The 25,686-nt window shown below is 61.3% G+C and carries 9 protein-coding genes; 6 read left to right on the top strand and 3 right to left on the bottom strand.

Going from position 1 to position 25,686, the window contains the following annotated elements; genetic code table 11:
- The first annotated feature begins 1 nt into the window (after position 1).
- The 4 genes from P3S72_RS02335 (at position 2) to P3S72_RS02320 (ending at position 3,420) form a co-directional block, all read left to right on the top strand.
- Entirely contained in the window at positions 2 to 754 is a 753-nt protein-coding gene (locus P3S72_RS02335) for an ABC transporter substrate-binding protein (protein WP_247405986.1), read from the top strand.
- 74 nt (positions 755 to 828) lie between these two features.
- Positions 829 to 1,524, top strand: a complete 696-nt coding sequence (locus P3S72_RS02330; protein WP_104904104.1) for an ABC transporter permease — start codon at positions 829 to 831, stop codon at positions 1,522 to 1,524.
- A gap of 38 nt (positions 1,525 to 1,562) precedes the next feature.
- Positions 1,563 to 2,252 (top strand): ABC transporter permease, encoded by a 690-nt coding sequence (locus P3S72_RS02325; RefSeq protein WP_276197883.1) that lies wholly within the window; start codon positions 1,563 to 1,565, stop codon positions 2,250 to 2,252.
- Complete coding sequence (locus tag P3S72_RS02320; protein WP_276195858.1) at positions 2,233 to 3,420, top strand: methyltransferase; 1,188 nt, start codon at positions 2,233 to 2,235, stop codon at positions 3,418 to 3,420. The genes P3S72_RS02325 and P3S72_RS02320 overlap by 20 nt, the downstream gene beginning before the upstream one ends.
- A 241-nt stretch (positions 3,421 to 3,661) precedes the next feature.
- Here the strand turns inward: P3S72_RS02320 and bcsQ are convergent, their stop codons facing one another.
- Positions 3,662 to 4,621: a cellulose biosynthesis protein BcsQ gene (gene bcsQ, locus P3S72_RS02315; RefSeq protein WP_276195857.1), complete on the bottom strand. Its 960-nt coding sequence runs from the start codon at positions 4,619 to 4,621 to the stop codon at positions 3,662 to 3,664.
- 288 nt (positions 4,622 to 4,909) lie between these two features.
- Here bcsQ and lapG point away from each other — a divergent pair, with 288 nt between their 5' ends.
- Both lapG and lapD read left to right on the top strand, forming a co-directional pair.
- A complete protein-coding gene (gene lapG / locus P3S72_RS02310) occupies positions 4,910 to 5,602 on the top strand; it encodes a cysteine protease LapG (RefSeq protein WP_276195856.1) in 693 nt (230 codons plus the stop codon).
- Positions 5,603 to 5,613: 11 nt separating this feature from the next.
- Positions 5,614 to 7,572, top strand: a complete 1,959-nt coding sequence (lapD, locus tag P3S72_RS02305) for a cyclic di-GMP receptor LapD (RefSeq protein ID WP_276195855.1) — start codon at positions 5,614 to 5,616, stop codon at positions 7,570 to 7,572.
- A 44-nt stretch (positions 7,573 to 7,616) separates the two neighbouring features.
- Here the strand turns inward: lapD and P3S72_RS02300 are convergent, their stop codons facing one another.
- Positions 7,617 to 7,955, bottom strand: coding sequence for a tryptophan synthase subunit beta (locus P3S72_RS02300; protein ID WP_247400469.1), 339 nt, complete (start codon positions 7,953 to 7,955; stop codon positions 7,617 to 7,619).
- A gap of 122 nt (positions 7,956 to 8,077) precedes the next feature.
- The gene (locus tag P3S72_RS02295) at positions 8,078 to 25,408 is read right to left on the bottom strand and encodes an Ig-like domain-containing protein (RefSeq protein ID WP_276195854.1); all 17,331 of its coding nucleotides are present in this window, start codon (positions 25,406 to 25,408) and stop codon (positions 8,078 to 8,080) included.
- Between the last annotated feature and the right edge of the window lie 278 nt (positions 25,409 to 25,686).

Raw genomic sequence — 25,686 nt, 5'->3', positions numbered from 1 at the left:
CATGCAGAACTATAAAAAATTCCTTCTGGCCGCGGCCGTTTCGATGGCGTTCAGCGCCACGGCCATGGCAGAAACCCTGAAAATGGGGATCGAAGCGGCCTACCCGCCGTTCAACAATAAAGATGCCAGCGGCAACGTCGTCGGCTTCGACAAAGACATCGGCGACGCCCTCTGCGCCAAGATGAAAGTCGAGAAGTGCGAAGTGTATGTGTCGGACTGGGACGGCATCATCCCAGCGCTGAACGCCAAGAAGTTCGACTTCCTGGTGTCCTCGCTGTCGATCACCGACGAACGCAAACAAGCCGTCGACTTCACCGACCCGTACTACTCCAACAAGCTGCAGTTCATCGCGCCGAAAGCCACAGCAGACTTCAAGCCCGACGCGGATTACCTGAAGGGCAAGATTATCGGCGCACAACGCGCAACGTTGGCCGGTACCTACCTGGAAGACAAGCTGCCTGACACCACCGCCAAGCTCTACGACACCCAGGAAAACGCCTACCTCGACCTCACATCCGGTCGCCTGGACGGCATCCTCGCCGACAAGTACGTGCAGTACGAATGGCTCAAGAGCAAAGACGGTTCCGCCTACGAGTTCAAGGGCGACCCGGTGGTCGAGAGCGACAAAATCGGTATCGCCGTGCGCAAAGGCGACCCGCTGCGCGAACGCCTGAACAAAGCCCTGGCAGAGATCAAGGCCGACGGCACCTACAAGAAGATCAACGACAAGTACTTCCCTTTCAGCATCGAATGATCTGAACGGTATGCCCGGCGCGCTCCCAGGGGCGCGCCGGCTTTCAGCCTTGCCTGCCGCGATATGAAAACACCATGAATTTCGATCTCTACGGATTCGGCCCGGCGCTCGCCGCTGGCGCGCTGATGACCGTCAAGCTGGCGCTCACGGCCCTGTGCCTGGGGCTGGTACTCGGCCTGGCCGGCGCTTTGGCCAAGACTTCCCCGTACAAGCCGTTGCAATGGCTGGGCGGGGCTTACTCGACCCTCGTTCGCGGTATTCCCGAACTGTTGTGGGTGCTGCTGATTTACTTCGGCACGGTCAACCTGATGCGTGCCCTCGGGGAGTTTTTCGGTAACCCCGACCTGTCTCTCAGCGCCTTTGCCGCCGGGGTCATCGCCCTGGGCCTGTGCTTTGGCGCTTACGCCACGGAAGTGTTCCGTGGCGCGATCCTCGCCATTCCCAAGGGCCACCGCGAAGCCGGTGTGGCATTGGGCCTGTCGAAATTTCGCATCTTCACCCGCTTGATCATGCCGCAGATGTGGCGCATCGCCCTGCCGGGCCTGGGCAACCTGTTCATGATCCTGATGAAAGACACCGCGCTGGTATCGGTGATCGGTCTTGAAGAAATCATGCGCCATGCGCAGATCGGCGTGACCGTGACCAAGCAGCCGTTCACCTTCTTCATGGTGGCGGCGTTCATGTACCTGGGCCTCACCGTGCTGGCCATGACCGGCATGCACTTCCTGGAAAAACGCGCCAGTCGTGGCTTTGCAAGGAGCACCCAATGAGCGGCGACTATAGCTGGCTGTCCCATTTCGACCTGGGCCTGAACTGGGCCGTGATCATCAAATGGCTGCCCAAACTGGCCCAGGGCGCGACCCTCACCCTTGAGTTGGTGGCTATCGCGGTGATTGCCGGCCTGCTGCTGGCGATCCCGCTGGGCATCGCCCGCTCTTCGCGCCGCTGGTACGTGCGTACCCTGCCCTATTGCTACATTTTCTTCTTTCGCGGCACGCCGTTGCTGGTGCAGTTGTTCCTGGTCTACTACGGCCTGGCGCAGTTCGATGCGGTGCGTAACAGCTTCATGTGGCAATACCTGCGCGATCCGTTCTGGTGCGCCACCGCCACCATGACCCTGCACACTGCCGCCTATATCGCCGAGATCCTGCGCGGTGCGATCCAGGCCATCCCGCCGGGTGAAATCGAAGCAGCGCGGGCCTTGGGCATGTCCAAGCCGAAGACGCTGTTCTACATCATCCTGCCGCGCGCCTCGCGCATCGGCCTGCCGGCCTACAGCAACGAAGTGATCCTGATGCTCAAGGCCAGCGCCCTGGCCAGCACCGTGACGCTGCTGGAACTGACCGGCATGGCGCGCACCATCATTGCGCGCACGTACCTGCCGGTGGAGATCTTCTTCGCCGCCGGGCTGTTCTACCTGCTGATGGCCTACGTACTGGTGCGCGGCTTCAAACTGCTGGAACGCTGGCTGCGAGTCGATGCCTGCCAGGGACGTTGAAGCGCGTTTCCAGGCGCTGGATGCGTTCCTCACCGAGCACCAAGGGCTGTGGCGACCGCGGCCCTTCACGCATCGCCAGCTACCCTGGGAACACCAACACCCCGAGCTCGCCCAGTGGCTGCGCCGGCGCTCGCTGGCCGACGCGGAAAGCAGCCACAACCAGCCCCACGAGCTGCCCGCCCCCGCGCCTTTTCCACAACTGGCCGCGCAAGCGCTGCGTCTCAGTGCTGTGGATAAGTTACCGACCCAGCCCCTGGCACCCGCCCGCCACCGCCTGAACGTCGATGTGCCCGGCCGCAAGTGGCAACAGATCGAAGCGTTCGGCGCCGCCCTGCGGTTCGCGCAAACACCCAGGCACTGGCTGGACTGGTGCGCCGGCAAAGGCCACCTCGGCCGCCGCCTGCTGCACACCGGGCAACAGCTGACCTGCCTGGAATACGATCCGGCCCTGATCAGCTCCGGCCAAGCCTTGAGCGACCACCATCAATTGCCGGTCACCCATCGCCTGCAAGACGTGCTGGCCGATGTAACGCTCAGCGCCGAACACACCCCCGTCGCCCTGCACGCCTGCGGTGACCTGCACGTGCGCCTGCTGCAACTGGCCAGCGCTGCCGGCTGCAAGCAACTGGCGCTGGCGCCGTGCTGCTACAACCGCATCCACGCCGACCGCTACCAGCCGCTGTCGGGCGCAGGCCGCGCTTCGGCGTTGCAGTTATCGGTCGATGACCTGGGTCTGCCCCTCAGCGAAACCGTCACCGCCGGCAAGCGGGTACGCCAGCAACGGGATACGTCCATGGCCAGGCGCCTGGGTTTCGATCACCTGCAGCGCCAATTGCGCCATTGCGACACGTACTTGCCCACGCCTTCCTTGCCTGCCAGTTGGCTGGATAAACCCTTTGCCGACTATTGCCGCGAGTTGGCCAGCCTCAAAGGGTTATCCACAGGCGAGCAGGATTGGGCAGCGCTGGAGGCGCACGGGTGGCGGCGCTTGGCCGAGGTCAGAAACCTGGAACTGCTGCGAGGGTTGTTTCGGCGCCCGCTCGAGCTGTGGTTGGTGCTGGATCGGGCACTGTTTCTGCGCGAACAAGGCTACAAGGTTGAAGTAGGCAGCTTCTGCGAAACCACGCTGACCCCGCGCAACCTTATGGTGCTGGCTGAGCGCGATTAAGGGGCGGCTTTTTCTGCACTCGCCCTGTGGATAACTCTGTTGATGAAATCTTTACCGAGGATTTAAACGTCTGCGCTACAGGCAAAACGCCACATTGGTCATTTTTTGTTCACAGAATAAAACGCACGCAAAACAGGCAGTTGCAGCGTGTTGAGAATGGCTCCACCCAGGGCCGGTTCCGGGGCGCTGCCAACCTGCCGATTGTGCATAAGCATTTGGCGTTAAGCGCATAAAGCGTGATTTAGCGGGCCTTTTTCCGCGCGATAAATAACCGGCACAGGGCGTTGATATCGTCGCAGGCCACGCTCCCCGCGAGTTTATCCAAGGGGTCCGTCGCAAAGGCCAGCGCTTCGCTGATCGACGGTTCGCGATGCACGACTTCCAACGGACGGTCGCCCAGGCGCAGTTTGAATGCGTCAACCATGTCCAGGCTGAACGCCGAGCGCTCATCCAATTGATTGATTACGTAGAGGCGTTGTGGCGGGCGCTCACGCTCAAGGTAACCCGCCAGCACGGCGTCCAATTGGTCCAGCGTACCGAGACAGGCGGCATTCGGCTGAACGATGACCAACACGAAATCAGCCACGCTCAACGCTTGATGCAGATAGACGTTATCGCCGGCCGGGGTATCGATGAGCATGATCTGTCGTTCACTTAACCCCAACGTCGACAGGTGCTGTGCCAGCCACTTCGGTTCGCGCGTGAGCCAACCCTGCAGGTTGTCCTTCTGCTGGATGCCGGTGTTCCCAAAGGGAATCACCTGGCAACCGGCGAACCCTGCTTGCAGGAGGGTCTCCCATCGCGTGTTGAGCAAGCTGGCACGGCCGACGCCAAGGAGTTCAGGGTCCACGCCGAAGTGCTGGCGCAACGCGTTTTGAGGGTCGAGGTCCAGCGCCACCACCGACTCGCCCAGGCGCTGCAAGCCGCTGCTCAACGCCGTGACCAAGGTACTGCGGCCGACGCCGCCATTGACCGAGACCAGTGCCACCACTGTAGGGCACGGTGCGCTCAAGTCGTAAGGCTGGGGTTGCTCATAGGCCGATGGCGCATGGGTGGAAAAGCGCGAGCCGTCTTTCTGGTTCAGGCGGGTGCCATCATCGAACGGAAGGGTGCCGAAAAAATGCAGCCGTGCGTTTCGCCCCTTGGGGTCGCGGGGCCGGCTATTGCCGCACAGGGCAAATAGATCATCGGTACGACTCATGGCCAGAGCTCCTTCACGGCGCAATCAAAGACGTTAACGGTCGGCAGATAAGGCCGACCGCAGGTCTTTTTGTCGGCGCTTTCGTTGCGACATTCTGTAGCAGGCGGTATGAGGTGTCATTATTTTGATGGTATTGGCGCATTCCTTTCAGACGAGCGGAAAACAGCCAATTTACCGGCACTCAATTAGGCTAAATTGCTGCAAAGTGATTTCATCGTGCCATTGTTTTTTACCCGGTATCACCGCACCATTGCCACACCTTAAATGCTGCAAGCTCGGGTAATCGCGGTGGCGATACGCTTTAACTTCCCTCGGTTCCTGTACGGTCTGGCCATCACGCTGTTGCTGGGTGGCGGCCTGCTGGGCAATCTGCTCGCCGATTGGGATTTCAGCCAGATCAGCCGCCGCGCCGAGGCGCTTTACGGGCCTCTGGGCGCAGGGCGCCAGCGTATCGATGCCTGGCAGCAACTGCTGGCGACGCAAAAGCAGGTCAGCGAGACCGAACAACTCAACGTGGTCAACTTGTTCTTTAACCGCCAGTTGCACTACGAGGAAGATATCGACCTGTGGCACGAGATTGATTATTGGGCGACGCCCATTCAATCCCTGTGGAAAGGCGCCGGTGACTGTGAAGACTATGCCATCGCCAAATACTTCAGCCTGCGTCACTTGGGTGTCCCGGCCGAGAAGCTGCGCATAACCTACGTCAAGGCCTTGCGCCAGAATCGTGCGCATATGGTACTGACCTACTATGCAAGCCCGGAAGCCATGCCGTTGGTACTGGACAGCCTGATGGACCCCATTCTGCCGGCCAGCCAGCGTCCGGACCTGCTGCCCGTCTACGCGTTCAACGGCGAAGGGCTGTGGCTGACCGGCGCAGCGGGCAACAAGAAAGTCGGTGATACCAAGCGCCTGTCACGCTGGCAGGATGTCTTGAAAAAAATGACCGCCGAAGGGTTTCCGGCCAATTCGGGTAATTAACAGGAGCTACGATGTCACTGTTCAAACAATTGCTGATCGCTATCTGTGTGTTTCTAGTGGTTGCCTTCAGCGGTAGCTTCATCGTCAGCCTGGAAAGCTCGCGTGCGCAGTACGTCAACCAGTTGCGTTCCCACGCCCAGGACGCGGCGACCGCACTGGCGCTGTCGCTGACGCCGAACATCGATGACCCGGCGATGACCGAGCTGATGGTCAGCTCGATCTTTGACAGTGGCTACTACGCGAGCATCCGCGTGGTGGACCTGAGTAATAACCAGGTGCTGGTGGAGCGTGCCGCCGAGCCTGATGCCAGCGGCGTACCGGCCTGGTTCGTGAAAATGATCGGCCTCGCGCCAGCCGGCGGCGATGCGATCGTCAGCCGTGGCTGGCAGCAGGCGGCACGGGTCGAGGTGGTCAGCCACCCGATGTTTGCCCTGGCCAAACTCTGGCAGAGCGCGCTGGGCAGCCTGGGCTGGTTGCTGCTCTGCGGTGCCGCGAGTGCGGTGCTGGGCGCACTGTTGCTGCGCCGTCAGTTGAAGCCGCTGGACTATATGGTCGAGCAGTCCCACGCCATTGCACGGCGCGAATTCATCAGCCTGCCCGACCTGCCCCGCACCCCCGAATTGCGGCGCGTGGTGCAGGCCATGAACCAGATGGTCGAGAAGCTCAAGGCGTTGTTCAATGAACAGACCGAACGCAGCGAGAAGCTGCGCGTGGAGTCCTATCAGGACAGCCTGACCGGGTTGGCGAACCGGCGTTATTTCGAAATGCAGCTCAACTCGCGGGTCAGCAACCTGGAGGAAGCCAGTTCAGGCTATCTGCTGATCTTGCGGGTCAACGACCTGGGCGGTCTCAACCAGCGCCTGGGCGGGCAACGCACCGACCAACTGCTGCAAGCCGTCAGCCAGCAACTGGTGCGTACCTGTGCCAAGTACCCGGAAACCCATAACCTGATCACCCGCAGCCGTGGCGGCGAGTTCGCGGTGCTTGCCCCAGGCCTGGTGCGTCACGAAGCGGTGCAACTGGCCCAGGCGCTGGAAATCATCCTGCAGAGCCTGCACGAAACGGGCGCCACAGACATGTCGATCGTGGCCTACATCGGGCTCGCACCCTACAAACCCGGCGATGCCTCGGCAGACCTGCTGATGCTGGCCGACCAGGCCCTGGCCCAAGCTGAAGCCGGTGGCGGCCAAACCTGGGTATGCCTGGAGCAGCAGACCTCGGGCACCGTCAGCGACGACTCGCACAGCTGGCACACCCTGCTCGACGATGCCCTGAATCAAGGGCGCTTCCGCTTGTTTTTCCAGCCGGTGGTCAGTAGCAGCGATACCCGTCAGGTGCTGCACTACAAGGTGCTCTCACGCCTGCTCGACAACCAGGACCAGACCATTGCGGCGGGGCACTTCCTGCCCTGGCTGGAGCGCTTCGGCTGGACGGCACGGCTTGACCAACTGATGCTCGACCTGGTGATCAAGCACCTGGCAGAGCACAACCAATCGGTGGCATTGAACCTCTCGGCGGCGACCCTGAATGACCCGCAAGCCCTGGAGCGGATGTTCGAGCGATTGGCGCAACATCCCGCACTCGGCGCGCGCCTGACGCTGGAGATCGGCGAAGAGCAAGTGCCCGAGCAACTCCAATTGGAGCGTCTCACCCGACGCATGCGCAGCCTGGGATACAGCCTTGGCCTGCAACGTTTCGGTGGGCGTTTCAGCATGATCGGCAACCTGGCGAAACTGGGCCTGGCGTACCTCAAAATCGACGGCAGCTATATCCGAGCCATTGATCAGGAAAGCCACAAGCGCATTTTTATCGAGGCGATCCAGCGGGCCGCCCACAGCATTGACTTGCCGTTGATTGCCGAGCGCGTGGAAACCGAAGGTGAGTTACGCGTGATTCGCGAGATGGGTATTGAAGGGGTGCAAGGCCAACTGGTCGGTGAGCCGTCGCCGTGGAAGTGGAGCGACGAATAATCATGCCTCCTTGACGCTCATGCCGTTAAGGAGGTGCGCTCGCCTCAGATCAAACCGCTTTCATCGTCATTGATCAGCTCACTCAACCCGCCCAGCGCCGTCCGAGCATGGGTACGCTCCATCACCTTGACCTGCGCGGCGGGCGGCAAGTCCGTGATGCGGATCACGCCCTTGGCGGTCAGCACCTGGATCAAGTCATCGAGCACCCGAATCATCTCGGAGTCGCTCTGTTGGAGCTGCTTGAGGCTGTTGTCGATCACATCCGTGGCAAACCACGCCTGAATGTCCTGATGATCCGCCGGTAGAGTCCCGGTGGATTCGGCGAAGGCCTGCGCCTCGACGCGAACCAAAGCGTTGTATTGATCGCGTTGCACGTAGAACATCAGCGTTCTCCCAATAAAAAATCCCTGCAGGCGCCCACCTGGCTCCCACAGAGATTACACACATTTTCCCAAAGCTGGTGCCCGTGGAGCACCAATCCAGAAAGATTGGCGCTCCAGGGTGATCAGTCGTGATGCTTGACGGTCAGGTCGCCACCAGCGATCAGGCTGTTGATTGCGGCACTGCCACTGCCCCAGCTCGCGCCATCGATCTTGATCGTGACATCAGCCGTACCGCCACCCTGCGCCGTGAACGAACCGGTACTGCTGACACTCAGCGTCGAGCCTGACGAGTCGGTGGTCAACTTCAGGTAGCTGGACAAGTTGGTGTCGTTATTGCCTTGCAGCAAATCGGACAGGTCCAACTTATCGCCTTCACCGTGCTTGAAGTCGGTGATGGTATCGACGCCAGTCCCGGTGTTGGTATCCCCTTTGAGCCACACGAAGGTATCCGCCCCCGCGCCGCCGGTAAGGGTGTCGTTGCCCTTGCCGCCTACCAGGATGTCGTTACCCGCACCGCCGGAGAGCACATCGTTACCGCCTTGGCCGAACAGAATATCGTTGCCGGCGTTGCCGATCAGGCTGTCAGCACCATCGTTAGTGCCGTAGATGTTCGACGCGCTGGCCAATGCACCCACATCGGCGACGTGCTCGCTGATGAACTGATGCAAGGTGCGGTCGTCAATGTGGTCGACCGTCGTGGACAGTTTGTCGGCCGCGAACGCCTTGAGTGCAGCACTGCCTTCAAGGTTTTTGTAGCTGATCAGGTCGCCGAACAGAATGTCGTTACCCGAACCACCGGTGAGGGTGTCGGCGCCGGTATCGGCCGCGTGGCCGGTGATGGCATCCGCCAGCTTCGCAGTGTCGATCGTGGCGACGGTGTGATCGGTATCAAACTGCTTGAGCACGGTGGTATCAATGCTCGAGCCCAGACCGATGGCCTCGACGACAACCTTGCCTGGCACCGCGTTGACCAGATCGGAGTAGGCCGACTGGGCGTTGCTCATGGCGGTGCTGGCGTTGTTATAGACCGACGCCACGTCAAAGCCGCCGCTGCTGTTGGCAACCACGGTGCCTTCGTAAGTTTTAGTGCCCCAACCATCGTAGGAATAGACCTGGCCGGTTCCATCGACAATCACCTGCGTCTTGCCATTGATTACCGCGGCGACCGAGTTGGTCTGACCCAAGACGTAGTTGGAGTTCTTGACAATGCTGTCAAAGTAAACATTCGAGCCGAACCAGCCGGTCGAGCCCAGGAGAGGGTTGCCCTGAACGGCGGTGTACACGTTCGGCGCACCGTCGGTAATGAAGTACGTCAGGTTTTTTGCACCCACATTGCTCGTGGCTTCGTCGCTCTTGAACCAGTTGGTGGCGGCGTTGAACGCATCCTGATAGTTGGTCATGTCGCTCGATTTTGACGCCATCTGAGTCAACACAGCCTGCAAGGCAGCTTTGGCACCGGCCGCGTCGGCGAGGTTGACCGAGACCTGCGCTTCGACCCGAGTATCGAAGTCGACCAGCAACACTTTCACAATACCCGAGTCGCTCTTACCGGCATTGCTGATCAAGGTATCGAACACGGTCGCAAGCTGTGTCTTGATCGACGTCATCGCACTGCTACCGATACTGCCCGAGGTATCGACGATGAAGGCAATGTTGTAGTTGCTGCCCGCATTGACGATACCGCCTTTGTCGCCGACCACCACGTTGTTGGCCGAGGTGCTGCTCAGGTCGATGACATCGGCAGCGCCGCCGCCTTCAGTCACCACATAAGCCTGTGGCGTAACGGTAATGGTGCTGGTCGCCACCGACGAACTCAGGCTGTCAGAACCTTCGTTGTCCTTCACCGAGATCTCGACGGTGCGATCACCCGTGGTCGGATACTTGCTGGTGCTGGAGTACTGGAACGACTCAAGCAACGACTTGTAGGTGGCCGGGTCAGCTGCACCCGACAGGGTCAGGACGATTTTGCCACTGACGTCAGTGCCGACGCTGGTCAGGGTGACGCCTTTGTAAGTACCGCCCACCGTCACCAGGCTCGAACTGAGCTGGTCGCCCGCGCTGGCGTTTTTCAAGGTGATGGTCGCGCTTTGCATCTGGGTGCTGTCGACGTCACCGATCGCTACGCTACCGGTGATTGCTACCCCACCCGTACCGCGCTCGGCGTAGGCCGTGCTGTAGCTGGTGAGGACGGAGCCGTCTGCGGTGCTCAGGTCCAGGGTCGGTGCGTCGTTGACCGAGGTCACGGTGATAGTGCCGTTAGCCGGGGTCGAGGTCAGCGGATTGCTGCCGTTAGCGTTGCCGCTGTCGGTGGCGGTGTAGGTGAAGTTCGCCGTGCCGTTGAAGTTCGCGTTCGGCTTGAAGTACACAGTGGCTGCGCCGTTGACCGCGTCAATAGCGCCGGTCACCGCTTTGGTCATCGCTGCGTCGGTGTAGAAGGTGCCGTTGGTTGGCGTGCCGACAGTGAAGGATTTCACGTTCGTCAGGCCGTCTACGTCGGTTGCGCTCAGTTTGACCGCGATACCTACGCTTGGGTCTTCAGCACCGGTCGCGGTGGTCGCCACAGCCACCGGCGCATCGTTGACCGGAGTCACGGTGATGGCGCCGTTGGCCGCTGGCGAAGTCAGTACGTTGGTGCCGTCAGCGTTGCCGCTGTCGGTGGCGGTGTAGGTGAAGTTCGCGGTGCCGTTGAAGTTCGCGTTTGGCTTGAAGTAAACCGTGGCTTCGCCGTTGACTGCGTTAATGGCGCCGGTCACCGCGTTGGTCATCGCCGCGTCGGTGTAGAACGTGCCATTGGTTGGCGTGCCGACAGTGAAGGATTTCACGTTCGTCAGGCCGTCTACGTCGGTCGCGCTCAGTTTGACCGCGATACCTACGCTTGGGTCTTCAGCACCGGTCGCGGTGGTCGCCACAGCCACCGGCGCATCGTTGACCGGAGTCACGGTGATGGCGCCGTTGGCCGCTGGCGAAGTCAGTACGTTGGTGCCGTCAGCGTTGCCGCCGTCGGTGGCGGTGTAGGTGAAGTTCGCAGTGCCGTTGAAGTTCGCGTTCGGTTTGAAGTAAACCGTGGCTTCGCCGTTGACTGCGTTAATGGCGCCGGTCACCGCGTTGGTCATCGCCGCGTCGGTGTAGAAGGTGCCGTTGGTTGGCGTGCCGACAGTGAACGATTTCACGTTCGTCAGGCCATCTACGTCCGTCGCACTCAGCTTGACCGCGATGCCTACGCTTGGATCTTCAGCACCGGTCGCGGTGGTCGCCACAGCCACCGGCGCATCGTTGACCGCAGTCACGGTGATGCTGCCGTTGGCCGCTGGCGAGGTCAGTACGTTGCTGCCGTCAGCGTTGCCGCTGTCGGTGGCGGTGTAGGTGAAGTTCGCAGTGCCGTTGAAGTTCGCGTTCGGTTTGAAGTAAACCGTGGCTTCGCCGTTGACTGCGTTAATGGCGCCGGTCACCGCGTTGGTCATCGCCGCGTCGGTGTAGAAGGTGCCGTTGGTTGGCGTGCCGACAGTGAACGATTTCACGTTCGTCAGGCCGTCTACGTCGGTTGCGCTCAGTTTGACCGCGATACCTACGCTTGGGTCTTCAGCACCGGTCGCGGTGGTCGCCACAGCCACCGGCGCATCGTTGACCGGAGTCACGGTGATGGCGCCGTTGGCCGCTGGCGAAGTCAGTACGTTGGTGCCGTCAGCGTTGCCGCTGTCGGTGGCGGTGTAGGTGAAGTTCGCCGTGCCGTTGAAGTTCGCGTTTGGCTTGAAGTACACGGTGGCTGCGCCGTTGACCGCGTTAATGGCGCCGGTCACCGCGTTGGTCATCGCCGCGTCGGTGTAGAACGTGCCATTGGTTGGCGTGCCGACAGTGAAGGATTTCACGTTCGTCAGGCCGTCTACGTCGGTTGCGCTCAGTTTGACCGCGATACCTACGCTTGGATCTTCAGCACCGGTCGCGGTGGTCGCCACAGCCACCGGCGCATCGTTGACCGGAGTCACGGTGATGGCGCCGTTGGCCGCTGGCGAAGTCAGTACGTTGGTGCCGTCAGCGTTGCCGCTGTCGGTGGCGGTGTAGGTGAAGTTCGCCGTGCCGTTGAAGTTCGCGTTTGGCTTGAAGTACACGGTGGCTGCGCCGTTCACCGCGTTAATGGCGCCGGTCACCGCGTTGGTCATCGCTGCGTCGGTGTAGAAGGTGCCGTTGGTTGGCGTGCCGACAGTGAACGATTTCACGTTCGTCAGGCCATCTACGTCCGTCGCACTCAGCTTGACCGCGATGCCTACGCTTGGATCTTCAGCACCGGTCGCGGTGGTCGCCACAGCCACCGGCGCATCGTTGACCGCAGTCACGGTGATGCTGCCGTTGGCCGCTGGCGAGGTCAGTACGTTGCTGCCGTCAGCGTTGCCGCTGTCGGTGGCGGTGTAGGTGAAGTTCGCAGTGCCGTTGAAGTTCGCGTTTGGCTTGAAGTACACGGTGGCTGCGCCGTTGACCGCGTCAATGGCGCCGGTCACCGCGTTGGTCATCGCTGCGTCGGTGTAGAAGGTGCCGTTGGTTGGCGTGCCGACAGTGAACGATTTCACGTTCGTCAGGCCGTCTACGTCGGTTGCGCTCAGTTTGACCGCGATGCCTACGCTTGGATCTTCAGCACCGGTCGCGGTGGTCGCCACAGCCACCGGCGCATCGTTGACCGGAGTCACGGTGATGGCGCCGTTGGCCGCTGGCGAAGTCAGTACGTTGGTGCCGTCAGCGTTGCCGCCGTCGGTGGCGGTGTAGGTGAAGTTCGCGGTGCCGTTGAAGTTCGCGTTTGGCTTGAAGTACACGGTGGCTGCGCCGTTGACCGCGTCAATAGCGCCGGTCACCGCTTTGGTCATCGCTGCGTCGGTGTAGAAGGTGCCGTTGGTTGGCGTGCCGACAGTGAACGATTTCACGTTCGTCAGGCCGTCTACGTCGGTTGCGCTCAGTTTGACCGCGATACCTACGCTTGGGTCTTCAGCACCGGTCGCGGTGGTCGCCACAGCCACCGGCGCATCGTTGACCGGAGTCACGGTGATGGCGCCGTTGGCCGCTGGCGAAGTCAGTACGTTGGTGCCGTCAGCGTTGCCGCCGTCGGTGGCGGTGTAGGTGAAGTTCGCAGTGCCGTTGAAGTTCGCGTTCGGTTTGAAGTAAACCGTGGCTTCGCCGTTGACTGCGTTAATGGCGCCGGTCACCGCGTTGGTCATCGCCGCGTCGGTGTAGAAGGTGCCGTTGGTTGGCGTGCCGACAGTGAACGATTTCACGTTCGTCAGGCCATCTACGTCCGTCGCACTCAGCTTGACCGCGATGCCTACGCTTGGATCTTCAGCACCGGTCGCGGTGGTCGCCACAGCCACCGGCGCATCGTTGACCGCAGTCACGGTGATGCTGCCGTTGGCCGCTGGCGAGGTCAGTACGTTGCTGCCGTCAGCGTTGCCGCTGTCGGTGGCGGTGTAGGTGAAGTTCGCAGTGCCGTTGAAGTTCGCGTTCGGTTTGAAGTAAACCGTGGCTTCGCCGTTGACTGCGTTAATGGCGCCGGTCACCGCGTTGGTCATCGCCGCGTCGGTGTAGAAGGTGCCGTTGGTTGGCGTGCCGACAGTGAACGATTTCACGTTCGTCAGGCCGTCTACGTCGGTTGCGCTCAGTTTGACCGCGATACCTACGCTTGGGTCTTCAGCACCGGTCGCGGTGGTCGCCACAGCCACCGGCGCATCGTTGACCGGAGTCACGGTGATGGCGCCGTTGGCCGCTGGCGAAGTCAGTACGTTGGTGCCGTCAGCGTTGCCGCCGTCGGTGGCGGTGTAGGTGAAGTTCGCAGTGCCGTTGAAGTTCGCGTTCGGTTTGAAGTAAACCGTGGCTTCGCCGTTGACTGCGTTAATGGCGCCGGTCACCGCGTTGGTCATCGCCGCGTCGGTGTAGAAGGTGCCGTTGGTTGGCGTGCCGACAGTGAACGATTTCACGTTCGTCAGGCCATCTACGTCCGTCGCACTCAGCTTGACCGCGATGCCTACGCTTGGATCTTCAGCACCGGTCGCGGTGGTCGCCACAGCCACCGGCGCATCGTTGACCGCAGTCACGGTGATGCTGCCGTTGGCCGCTGGCGAGGTCAGTACGTTGCTGCCGTCAGCGTTGCCGCTGTCGGTGGCGGTGTAGGTGAAGTTCGCAGTGCCGTTGAAGTTCGCGTTCGGTTTGAAGTAAACCGTGGCTTCGCCGTTGACTGCGTTAATGGCGCCGGTCACCGCGTTGGTCATCGCCGCGTCGGTGTAGAAGGTGCCGTTGGTTGGCGTGCCGACAGTGAACGATTTCACGTTCGTCAGGCCGTCTACGTCGGTTGCGCTCAGTTTGACCGCGATACCTACGCTTGGGTCTTCAGCACCGGTCGCGGTGGTCGCCACAGCCACCGGCGCATCGTTGACCGGAGTCACGGTGATGGCGCCGTTGGCCGCTGGCGAAGTCAGTACGTTGGTGCCGTCAGCGTTGCCGCCGTCGGTGGCGGTGTAGGTGAAGTTCGCAGTGCCGTTGAAGTTCGCGTTCGGTTTGAAGTAAACCGTGGCTTCGCCGTTGACTGCGTTAATGGCGCCGGTCACCGCGTTGGTCATCGCCGCGTCGGTGTAGAAGGTGCCGTTGGTTGGCGTGCCGACAGTGAACGATTTCACGTTCGTCAGGCCGTCTACGTCGGTTGCGCTCAGTTTGACCGCGATACCTACGCTTGGGTCTTCAGCACCGGTCGCGGTGGTCGCCACAGCCACCGGCGCATCGTTGACCGGAGTCACGGTGATGGCGCCGTTGGCCGCTGGCGAAGTCAGTACGTTGGTGCCGTCAGCGTTGCCGCTGTCGGTGGCGGTGTAGGTGAAGTTCGCCGTGCCGTTGAAGTTCGCGTTTGGCTTGAAGTACACGGTGGCTGCGCCGTTGACCGCGTCAATAGCGCCGGTCACCGCTTTGGTCATCGCTGCGTCGGTGTAGAAGGTGCCGTTGGTTGGCGTGCCGACAGTGAACGATTTCACGTTCGTCAGGCCATCTACGTCCGTCGCACTCAGCTTGACCGCGATGCCTACGCTTGGATCTTCAGCACCGGTCGCGGTGGTCGCCACAGCCACCGGCGCATCGTTGACCGCAGTCACGGTGATGCTGCCGTTGGCCGCTGGCGAGGTCAGTACGTTGCTGCCGTCAGCGTTGCCGCTGTCGGTGGCGGTGTAGGTGAAGTTCGCCGTGCCGTTGAAGTTCGTGTTCGGTTTGAAGTAAACCGTGGCTTCGCCGTTGACCGCGTTAATGGCGCCGGTCACCAGTTTGGTCATGGCCGCATCGGTGTAGAAGGTGCCATTGCTCGACGCCCCGACGTTGAACGACTTGACGTTGGCCAGACCATCGACATCGGTGGCGGACAGCTTGACCGCGATCCCGACACTTGGGTCTTCAGCACCGGTCGCCGTGGTGGCGATCGCCACTGGCGCATCGTTGACCGCAGTGATCACGACGCTCACCTTGCCAGTCGTGACTTCTTCAACCTGCGTGCTCAACTCTTTGGCCGTTGCCGTCACAGTCAGATCGAAATTGGCCGTCGCATCCTTGGCCGGAGTGACGGTCAAGGTACCCAGGTTCCAATTGCTGACATCGTACTGGGTGGTCGCACCCGTCGAGGTATAGCTGTGGCCCGTGGCGCCGTCGGTAATGACAGCGCCTGCAGGCAGGCCGCTGATTTCTACCTTGTGCGATTCCGACTGGTCATTGTCGACAAACGTGGTCGTGATCGGGCTGATCTTGATCGCACTGTCTTCCAGGCCGTGGTTGTAAACGTAGCCGGTGTAATAGCCTTCTCCGTTGACCACGTGAGCATCGTTAAAGACCGCGCCGGCGGCTTTCAACGCGTCCAGGCTGGTATAGGTCTGCACGCCGCTGCTACCCAACGCCATCGACGGGCCGCTGTTGATCGAGACATTGACGTCGTAGTTGCCCGGGCCGTTCTGGTTGTAGTGATAGATGTCGAGGGTGTAATAACCCGACTCTGTCGGCGTAAAGGGGGTTGCGTTGATACCGCTGCCCTGGCTCCAGGTCTCGGTCGACACCAACTTGCCGCCGACGGTAACCGCCAGGCTGTCATCGGCGCTGCCGGTGAAGCTGTAGCTCTTGCCGGCTTCCAGGTAAACCAGGCCAGAGACTTTGGTCGCGGTGAATTCCACCACATTACCGTTGCTCACGTTTGCGGTCACACCCGTGGAGGCTGCGCTGCCAGGCGTTTGGGCGTTGATGACCCGAATCAAATCGCTGGACTGAACAACACCATTACCGTTCGTACCCAATTCACCAGGCAGGTTCCCGCCGGTCCAGGTTTGAATGGTCAAGCCAGTTGGCACGTCACCGAACGAGCCGACCGTCACGACAGGAACGTCCGTCACCGGGTGGATATCCACGGTGATGGTTTGAGTGCCGCTGTTGAGCAGGCCATCGGTAGCCTGGAATTTCAGTTCGGTGTAATCGCCCTGTTTGTTACCGACGCCGGTGTTGCCGAAGCTGCTATCACCCGACTCGTTGGCCGCTGGGCTGTAACGCACATTGTGATTGTCGAAGTCGGCCTGGCTGAAAGCCTTGCCCGGCGACGTATCAGTTTTCAGATCAGCTGCGTTGAGCTGGACCCAAACACCGTCGACTTTGTACTCGATGGCACCGTTGGGCAAGCTGGTGAAGACGACTTTCAGGTTCGTGGAATCCACATCATTGACCCCGAACGTCGACCATTTCAGATCGACTGGGGTGTCTTCGCTGCTTTCTATGTGGCCATTGCTCGCAGTCGGCGCGTCGTTGACCGGGGTCACGGTGATGGTGCCGTTAGCGGGAGCCGAAGTCAGCGGGCTACTGCCGTCAGCGTTGCCGCCGTCGGTGGCGGTGTAAGTGAAGTTCGCGGTGCCGTTGAAGTCCGCGTTTGGTTTGAAGTAAACGGTCGCTTCGCCGTTGACCGCGTCAATTGAGCCAGTCACCGGTTTGGTCATGGCGGCGTCGGTGTAGAACGTGCCGTTGGTTGGCGTGCCGACGGTGAAGGACTTCACGTCCGTCGGACTGTCTACGTCGGTGGCGGACAGTTTGACCGCGATGCCTACGCTTGGGTCTTCAGCACCGGTCGCGCTAGTGGCTTCAGCCACCGGCGCGTCGTTGACCGCAGTCACGGTGATGGTGCCGTTGGCGGGAGCCGACGTCAGCGGGCCGCCGTCGGTGGCGGTGTAAGTGAAGTCCGCAGTGCCGTGGAAGTCCGCGTTTGGTTTGAAGTAAACCGTGGCTTCGCCGTTGACTGCGTCAATCGAGCCGGTCACCGGTTTGGTCATCGCCGCGTCGGTGTAGAAGGTGCCGTTGGTAGGCGTGCCGACGGTGAACGATTTCACGTCCGTCGGGCTGTCTACGTCGGTGGCGGACAGTTTGACCGCGATGCCTACGCTTGGGTCTTCAGCACCGGTCGCGCTAGTGGCTTCAGCCACCGGCGCGTCGTTGACCGCAGTCACGGTGATGGTGCCGTTGGCTGGAGCTGAGGTCAGCGGGCTGCTGCCGTCAGCGTTGCCGCCGTCGGTAGCGGTGTAGGTGAAGTCCGCGGTGCCGTGGAAGTCCGCGTTTGGCTTGAAGTAAACGGTCGCTTCGCCGTTGACCGCATCAATCGAGCCGGTCACCGGTTTGGTCATGGCCGCGTCGGTGTAGAAGGTGCCATTGGTAGGCGTGCCGACGGTGAACGATTTAACGTCCGTCGGGCTGTCTACGTCGGTGGCGGACAGTTTGACCGCAATCCCTACGCTTGGATCTTCAGCACCGGTCGCGCTAGTGGCTTCAGCCACCGGCGCGTCGTTGACCGCAGTCACGGTGATGGTGCCGTTGGCTGGAGCCGAAGTCAGCGGGCTGCTGCCGTCAGCGTTGCCGCCGTCGGTAGCGGTGTAGGTGAAGTCCGCGGTGCCGTGGAAGTCCGCGTTTGGTTTGAAGTAAACCGTGGCTTCGCCGTTGACTGCGTCAATCGAGCCGGTCACCGGTTTGGTCATCGCCGCGTCGGTGTAGAAGGTGCCGTTGGTAGGCGTGCCGACGGTGAACGATTTCACGTCCGTCGGGCTGTCTACGTCGGTGGCGGACAGTTTGACCGCGATCCCTACGCTTGGGTCTTCAGCACCGGTCGCGCTAGTGGCTTCAGCCACCGGCGCGTCGTTGACCGCAGTCACGGTGATGGTGCCGTTGGCGGGAGCCGAGGTCAGCGGGCTGCTGCCGTCAGCGTTGCCGCCGTCGGTGGCGGTGTAGGTGAAGTCCGCGGTGCCGTGGAAGTCCGCGTTTGGTTTGAAGTAAACCGTGGCTTCGCCGTTGACTGCGTCAATCGAGCCGGTCACCGGTTTGGTCATCGCCGCGTCGGTGTAGAAGGTGCCGTTGGTAGGCGTGCCGACGGTGAACGATTTCACGTCCGTCGGGCTGTCTACGTCGGTGGCGGACAGTTTGACCGCGATGCCTACGCTTGGGTCTTCAGCACCGGTCGCGCTAGTGGCTTCAGCCACCGGCGCGTCGTTGACCGCAGTCACGGTGATGGTGCCGTTGGCTGGAGCTGAGGTCAGCGGGCTGCTGCCGTCAGCGTTGCCGCCGTCGGTAGCGGTGTAGGTGAAGTCCGCAGTGCCGTGGAAGTCCGCGTTTGGTTTGAAGTAAACCGTGGCTTCGCCGTTGACTGCGTCAATGGAACCGGTCACCGGTTTGGTCATGGCCGCGTCGGTGTAGAAGGTGCCATTGGTCGGCGTGCCGACGGTGAACGATTTAACGTCCGTCGGGCTGTCTACGTCGGTGGCGGACAGTTTGACCGCAATCCCTACGCTTGGATCTTCAGCACCGGTCGCGCTAGTGGCTTCAGCCACCGGCGCGTCGTTGACCGCAGTCACGGTGATGGTGCCGTTGGCGGGAGCCGAGGTCAGCGGGCTGCTGCCGTCAGCGTTGCCGCCGTCGGTAGCGGTGTAGGTGAAGTCCGCGGTGCCGTGGAAGTCCGCGTTTGGCTTGAAGTAAACCGTGGCTTCGCCGTTGACTGCGTCAATAGCGCCCGTCACCGGTTTGGTCATGGCCGCGTCGGTGTAGAAGGTGCCGTTGGTTGGCGTGCCGACCGTGAACGATTTAACGTCCGTCGGACTGTCTACGTCGGTGGCGGACAGTTTGACCGCGATGCCTACGCTTGGGTCTTCAGCACCGGTCGCGCTAGTGGCTTCAGCCACCGGCGCGTCGTTTACCGCAGTCACGGTGATGGTGCCGTTGGCGGGAGCCGACGTCAGCGGGCTGCTGCCGTCAGCGTTGCCGCCGTCGGTAGCGGTGTAGGTGAAGTCCGCAGTGCCGTGGAAGTCCGCGTTTGGCTTGAAGTAAACGGTCGCTTCGCCGTTGACCGCATCAATCGAGCCGGTCACCGGTTTGGTCATGGCCGCGTCGGTGTAGAAGGTGCCGTTGGTCGGCGTGCCGACGGTGAACGATTTAACGTTCTCCACGCCATCGATATCAGTAGCCGAAAGCTTAACTTCGATGCCTTGAACCGGGTCTTCGGAACCGGTCGCGGTAGTGGCCATGGCTTCCGGTGCATCATTCACTGCAATCACATTGATCGGCAGGGTGATCGACTCGGATTTCGGATCAGCGGTGCCGTCCTGCGCAGTCGCAGTGACAGTCAGGTTCACCAGGCCGTTGGCGTTTTCCGCCGGGTTGAAGACCAGGGTGGCCTTGTTCCAGTCGCTGATGTCGACGCTTTGATTGCCAGCCGTCGCTGTGAAGGTGTGACCCGGCGTGCCATCGGTGATGGTCGCGTTGACCGGGACACCACTGATTTCCAGCTTGAGCGTCTCGGAGCCATCCTTGTCGGTGGCATATGCGTCGATGGTCGACAGCTTGATCGCATGGTCTTCCAGGCCGGTGTTCAGCACCTGGGTGACGCTGATGTTGTCCAGCACGCCGCCCACCGAGTTGTTTGTATCGCCAGCCGGGGCTTTGAATTCGAGCTTGGCATCGCCGTCAGCAGTGACCGGCACGACGAAGGTGTAAGTCTTCATGCCAACGGTGGTGGTGTCCAGGGTGCCGACTTTGACGCCGCCCCAGAATACGTCGATCACCGAATTGTCCTCGGCACCCGCACGTGGCGAGTAGTCGACCGAGATGGTGTAAGCCGTGCCGGCTTCCGCCTTGATGATGGTGTACAGGCTGGCGTCGTCGCCGGCGTTTTTCTCAAGCTCGATGACCTGGCTGTTGCCTGGGGTCTCTACGCCGTAGATGCTGCTTTGGCCGATTTCGACTTGGCCGTCGGCATTACCCGTGAGCCACGGAGTGCTCGGGGTGCCATTGACGGCCGGGTTGTTAGCATTACCTACCGCGACGTCGCCCCACGAACCATTGAGATTGGCGCCGTCGAAGTTGATCGAGGTCACCACGCCGCCGCCAAGCAGGCCCAGGTGCGGGGTGTCGGTAACCGGCGCGATCGTGATGTCGGCGGTGGTTACGGTACTCGATTTACCGCCGTTGTCGACCGCAGTGAAGGTCAGCTCGGTTTTGCCGCTCCAGTCGCCGGTCGGGGCGAAGTAAACCGCTGCCTTGCCGTCGGCACCCGCTGGCACCGAGTCGCCGACCTTGAGTTCAGTTTGCAGCGTGGCGTCGCTGTACAGCTTGCCGTTCTCCGGCAAGGTGGTAATGACGAAGTTGGAGACGGTACCGTCCACATCCTTGCCGTCCAGAACGATCTTGGCCGTATGGTCTTCATCGGCGGTGGTGTTGTCGGCCGATGCAATCGGCGCGTCGTTGAACAGGTCGATAGTGACCTTGCCGGTGGCGCTGCCGGTTTCCGGTGGTTCGCGATCCAGGTTGCCGCCGCCGACGTCAGTCACAGCGATGGTGACGGTACGATCGGTGCCGACAGGATTGTCGCCCGGGCTCTGGAAGGTGATGGCTTCAACCACCTTGACGAAGTCGGCGGCGCTGCTGCCGGTCGCCGAGTCGCTGGTGAGGGTGTAGACGATTTTCCCGTCAGCGGCGCTGCCGCTCTGGGTGATGGTAATGCCGGCAACGGCCAGGGCCTTGAGCACGTCGGTATTGCTGAGCACATCCCCCGAAGCCAGGTGGTCGACGGTGACCACGACTTTGCTGAAGGTGGTGTTGTCGACGTCTTTGATGGTCAGGTTTTCGACCAGCGCGACCGCGTCTTTTTGCTCAGTGAACGTGGTGCTGTCGAACTTGACCTCAGGCGGATCGTTCACCGGAACCACGTTCACCACGGAGGTCACGGGGGCCGAATCCAACTGACCGTCGTTGACGGTGATGGTCAGGGTGCGATTGGCCGGGTCCGGGTTCTCGCTTTCGCTGGCGAAGTGCACCGAACGCAGGACTTCCTGGTATTCCGCCTTGGTGGCTTCACCAGACAGGGTCAGGATGCCAGTGGCTTTGTCGTAGCTGACTGCAATTTTGGTGTTGCTGACATCTGCGATCAGCACATCGTCTGCCAGGTGGTTGACGAGTGTGACTTTGGCGCTTTGCAGGGTGCTGTTGTCGACGTCGCTGACGGTCAAGGTCGCCGCCACGTAGCCGCCAGGCTTGCCTTCAATATAGGTGTCGCCGAATGCGTTGGTCGAAGCGTTGCCCAGCACAGGAGCGTCATTAACCGCAGTCACCGTGATGGTGCCGTTAGCGGGAGCCGACGTCAGCGGGCTGCCGTTGTCAGTAATACCGCCGTCGGTGGCGGTGTAAGTGAAGTTCGCGGTGCCGTTGAAGTCCGCGTTTGGCTTGAAGTAAACGGTGGCTTCGCCGTCGACTGCGTCAATAGCGCCGGTCACCGGTTTGGTCATCGCCGCGTCGGTGTAGAAGGTGCCGTTGGTTGGCGTGCCGACGGTGAAAGATTTCACGTCCGCCAGGCCATCTACGTCGGTGGCGCTCAGCTTGACCGCGATCCCTACGCTTGGGTCTTCAGCACCGGTCGCGGTAGTGACTTCAGCCACCGGCGCGTCGTTGACCGCAGTCACCGTGATGGTGCCGTTGGCGGGAGCCGACGTCAGCGGGCTGCCGTTGTCAGTAATACCGCCGTCGGTGGCGGTGTAAGTGAAGTTCGCGGTGCCGTTGAAGTCCGCGTTTGGCTTGAAGTAAACGGTGGCTTCGCCGTCGACTGCGTCAATAGCGCCGGTCACCGGTTTGGTCATCGCCGCGTCGGTGTAGAAGGTGCCGTTGGTTGGCGTGCCGACGGTGAAAGATTTCACGTCCGCCAGGCCATCTACGTCGGTGGCGCTCAGCTTGACCGCGATCCCTACGCTTGGGTCTTCAGCACCGGTCGCGGTAGTGACTTCAGCCACCGGCGCGTCGTTGACCGCAGTCACCGTGATGGTGCCGTTAGCGGGAGCCGACGTCAGCGGGCTGCCGTTGTCAGTAATACCGCCGTCGGTGGCGGTGTAAGTGAAGTTCGCGGTGCCGTTGAAGTCCGCGTTTGGCTTGAAGTAAACGGTGGCTTCGCCGTCGACTGCGTCAATAGCGCCGGTCACCGGTTTGGTCATCGCCGCGTCGGTGTAGAAGGTGCCGTTGGTTGGCGTGCCGACGGTGAAAGATTTCACGTCCGCCAGGCCATCTACGTCGGTGGCGCTCAGCTTGACCGCGATCCCTACGCTTGGGTCTTCAGCACCGGTCGCGGTAGTGACTTCAGCCACCGGCGCGTCGTTGACCGCAGTCACCGTGATGGTGCCGTTGGCGGGAGCCGACGTCAGCGGGCTGCCGTTGTCAGTAATACCGCCGTCGGTGGCGGTGTAAGTGAAGTTCGCGGTGCCGTTGAAGTCCGCGTTTGGCTTGAAGTAAACGGTGGCTTCGCCGTCGACTGCGTCAATAGCGCCGGTCACCGGTTTGGTCATCGCCGCGTCGGTGTAGAAGGTGCCGTTGGTTGGCGTGCCGACGGTGAAAGATTTCACGTCCGCCAGGCCATCTACGTCGGTGGCGCTCAGCTTGACCGCGATCCCTACGCTTGGGTCTTCAGCACCGGTCGCGGTAGTGACTTCAGCCACCGGCGCGTCGTTGACCGCAGTCACCGTGATGGTGCCGTTGGCGGGAGCCGACGTCAGCGGGCTGCCGTTGTCAGTAATACCGCCGTCGGTGGCGGTGTAAGTGAAGTTCGCGGTGCCGTTGAAGTCCGCGTTTGGCTTGAAGTAAACGGTGGCTTCGCCGTCGACTGCGTCAATAGCGCCGGTCACCGGTTTGGTCATCGCCGCGTCGGTGTAGAAGGTGCCGTTGGTTGGCGTGCCAACGGTGAAAGACTTCACGTCCGCCAGGCCATCTACGTCGGTGGCGCTCAGCTTGACCGCGATCCCTACGCTTGGGTCTTCAGCACCGGTCGCGGTAGTGACTTCAGCCACCGGCGCGTCGTTGACCGCAGTCACGGTGATGGTGCCGTTGGCGGGAGCCGACGTCAGCGGGCTGCCGTTGTCAGTAATACCGCCGTCGGTGGCGGTGTAAGTGAAGTTCGCGGTGCCGTTGAAGTCCGCGTTTGGCTTGAAGTAAACGGTGGCTTCGCCGTCGACTGCGTCAATAGCGCCGGTCACCGGTTTGGTCATCGCCGCGTCGGTGTAGAAGGTGCCGTTGGTTGGCGTGCCGACGGTGAAAGATTTCACGTCCGCCAGGCCATCTACGTCGGTGGCGCTCAGCTTGACCGCGATCCCTACGCTTGGGTCTTCAGCACCGGTCGCGGTAGTGACTTCAGCCACCGGCGCATCGTTGACCGCAGTCACGGTGATGGTGCCGTTAGCCGGAGCAGAAGTCAGCGGATTGCTGCCGTCAGCATTACCGCTGTCGGTCGCGGTGTAGGTGAAGTCCGCGGTGCCGTTGAAGTTCGCATTTGGCTTGAAGTACACCGTGGCTTCGCCATTGGTGGCATCAATAGCGCCCGTCACCGGCTTGGTCATGGCCGCGTCGGTGTAGAACGTGCCGTTAGTCGGCGTGCCGACGGTGAACGATTTCACGTTGGCCAGGCCATCCACATCGGTCGCACTCAGTTTGACCGCAATGCCCTGGGCCGAATCTTCAGCCCCGCCAGCTTCAACGACCGCGGCCACCGGCGCATCGTTAACCGGCGTCACCGTCACGTCCAGCGTGCTGCTCGAACCGGTATTGGTGGTGTAGCCGATCTGCGGCACTTCACCGTTGTAATCCTTGACCGGGGTAAACGTATACGCGCCATCCGTACCGATGGTGATGGAGCCGACACCTTCGATAAAGGCGACTTTGCCTGCGGCATACGTATTGCCGTCGACAGTAAACGTCGCGACGCTCAGCACGTTGTCGATGTCGCTGTCATTGCTCAGCACGTTGCCAGTGGCAGCCTGATCCTCGACAACGGTGTTGGTGTCCGCGACCAGCACGCTCGGATTGTCGACAGCGACCACTGTAGTAGTCGCGGCTTCCGGGTTGATCGCCAGGTTTTCGTAGTTACCGCCGCTCGCAGCGGTGATGGTGGCGCTGATGCTCAGGTCTTTGCCGTCGGCCAGGTTCGCCGGCGTATCGACGCTGACGGTGCCCGTGGTTTTACCGGCTTCGATGGTGATGGTGGTGTTGTTGGACAGCGTGATGGTGACGTCGGTTTGCGCGGCGTTGTTCACGGTCGCGGTATAGACGATCTTGCCGCCCTCATCGACTGACGCGTTCGCGCTCAGCGTGACGGTGGTGGTATCGATGGTGTCCTTGATCAGTGTAACCGCCGGCGCCGGGTCCGTCGTAATGACCAGGTTGCCGCCGCCGGACGTGCCGGCGATGGTGGCGGAGATCGACGAGGCATCCAGGTAAGGCGTGTCATTGCCCGCGAACGTGACGTTCAGCGCACCCGAGGTCTGGCCGGCGGGGATCACGACGGACAGACCGTTGGACAAGGTGACGGTCAGGTCACTGGTCGGCGCCTGGGTGATAAACGCGGTATAGACGACGACGCCACCGGCTTCGGTGATGCTCGGCGTGGCGGTCAGGGTAATGGTGACGTCGCGCGCGGCGAGGCTGTTATTGGTAGCGGCGCTGAATTGATTGGCTGCGGCATCGGCTGCATTTAAGCCGGTCGTCGGATAACCGATAGTAGGGTTAACGGTGCCTGCGGTGGTCTCCAGCACGACAAAGCTATGGCCGCCGCCCACGGCGCCGTCCGCACCGGCGGCAGTTGGGCCAGCAGCGGCGGCTTCGAAGTCTTGGGTCGGGTCGGCACCGGCAGCGATGGCTTGCTGCAGTTCGGCAACGGAGGGTGCCGCCTGGGCAGTGGCGGCACTCAGGTCGGTCACCGAGTCAGGCGTGTTCGCGCTCCATTGAGTGTCACGACCCACGTCAAGGGTGCGGCCATCGGCAAGCTCCAGCGACACGGAGCCAGCAGGACCGGTTTCCACCAGTTCCCCTGTGAACAAGCGATCCCCTTCTACCAGCAGGCGACGAATCCCTTCCGGGGATACCGCAAACACTTGACCGACAATACTTTTGACGACCGCAACGCTGCTCATAAAAGACTCTCCGTGTATTACCGTGCAGGGGTATCCATCATGGAGACCGGCCTTTTTCTCTCGTGCCGATTCAATAGCTGGAGTACGTTAATCCCATGTAAAAAAAATTTGGCGTCAATAATTTGTTGTTTCAAGCGGCAAATTACTTTTCCGTCAAGGTATTGACCTATTTGACGCCATCCTAAACAATCCGCCCGGTAATGTCACATTGATATTTAAGCGGCATCGCGACTTTCTGTTTGCACCGTCCAGCTCCAATGACGAGCAGTGATTTCGGT

The sequence above is a fragment of the Pseudomonas sp. D3 genome, from assembly GCF_029320995.1.
GTDB lineage: Bacteria > Pseudomonadota > Gammaproteobacteria > Pseudomonadales > Pseudomonadaceae > Aquipseudomonas > Aquipseudomonas paraveronii.
The sequence above is the reverse complement of the archived record's forward strand: the minus strand, read 5'-3'. Positions and strand labels throughout refer to the sequence as shown.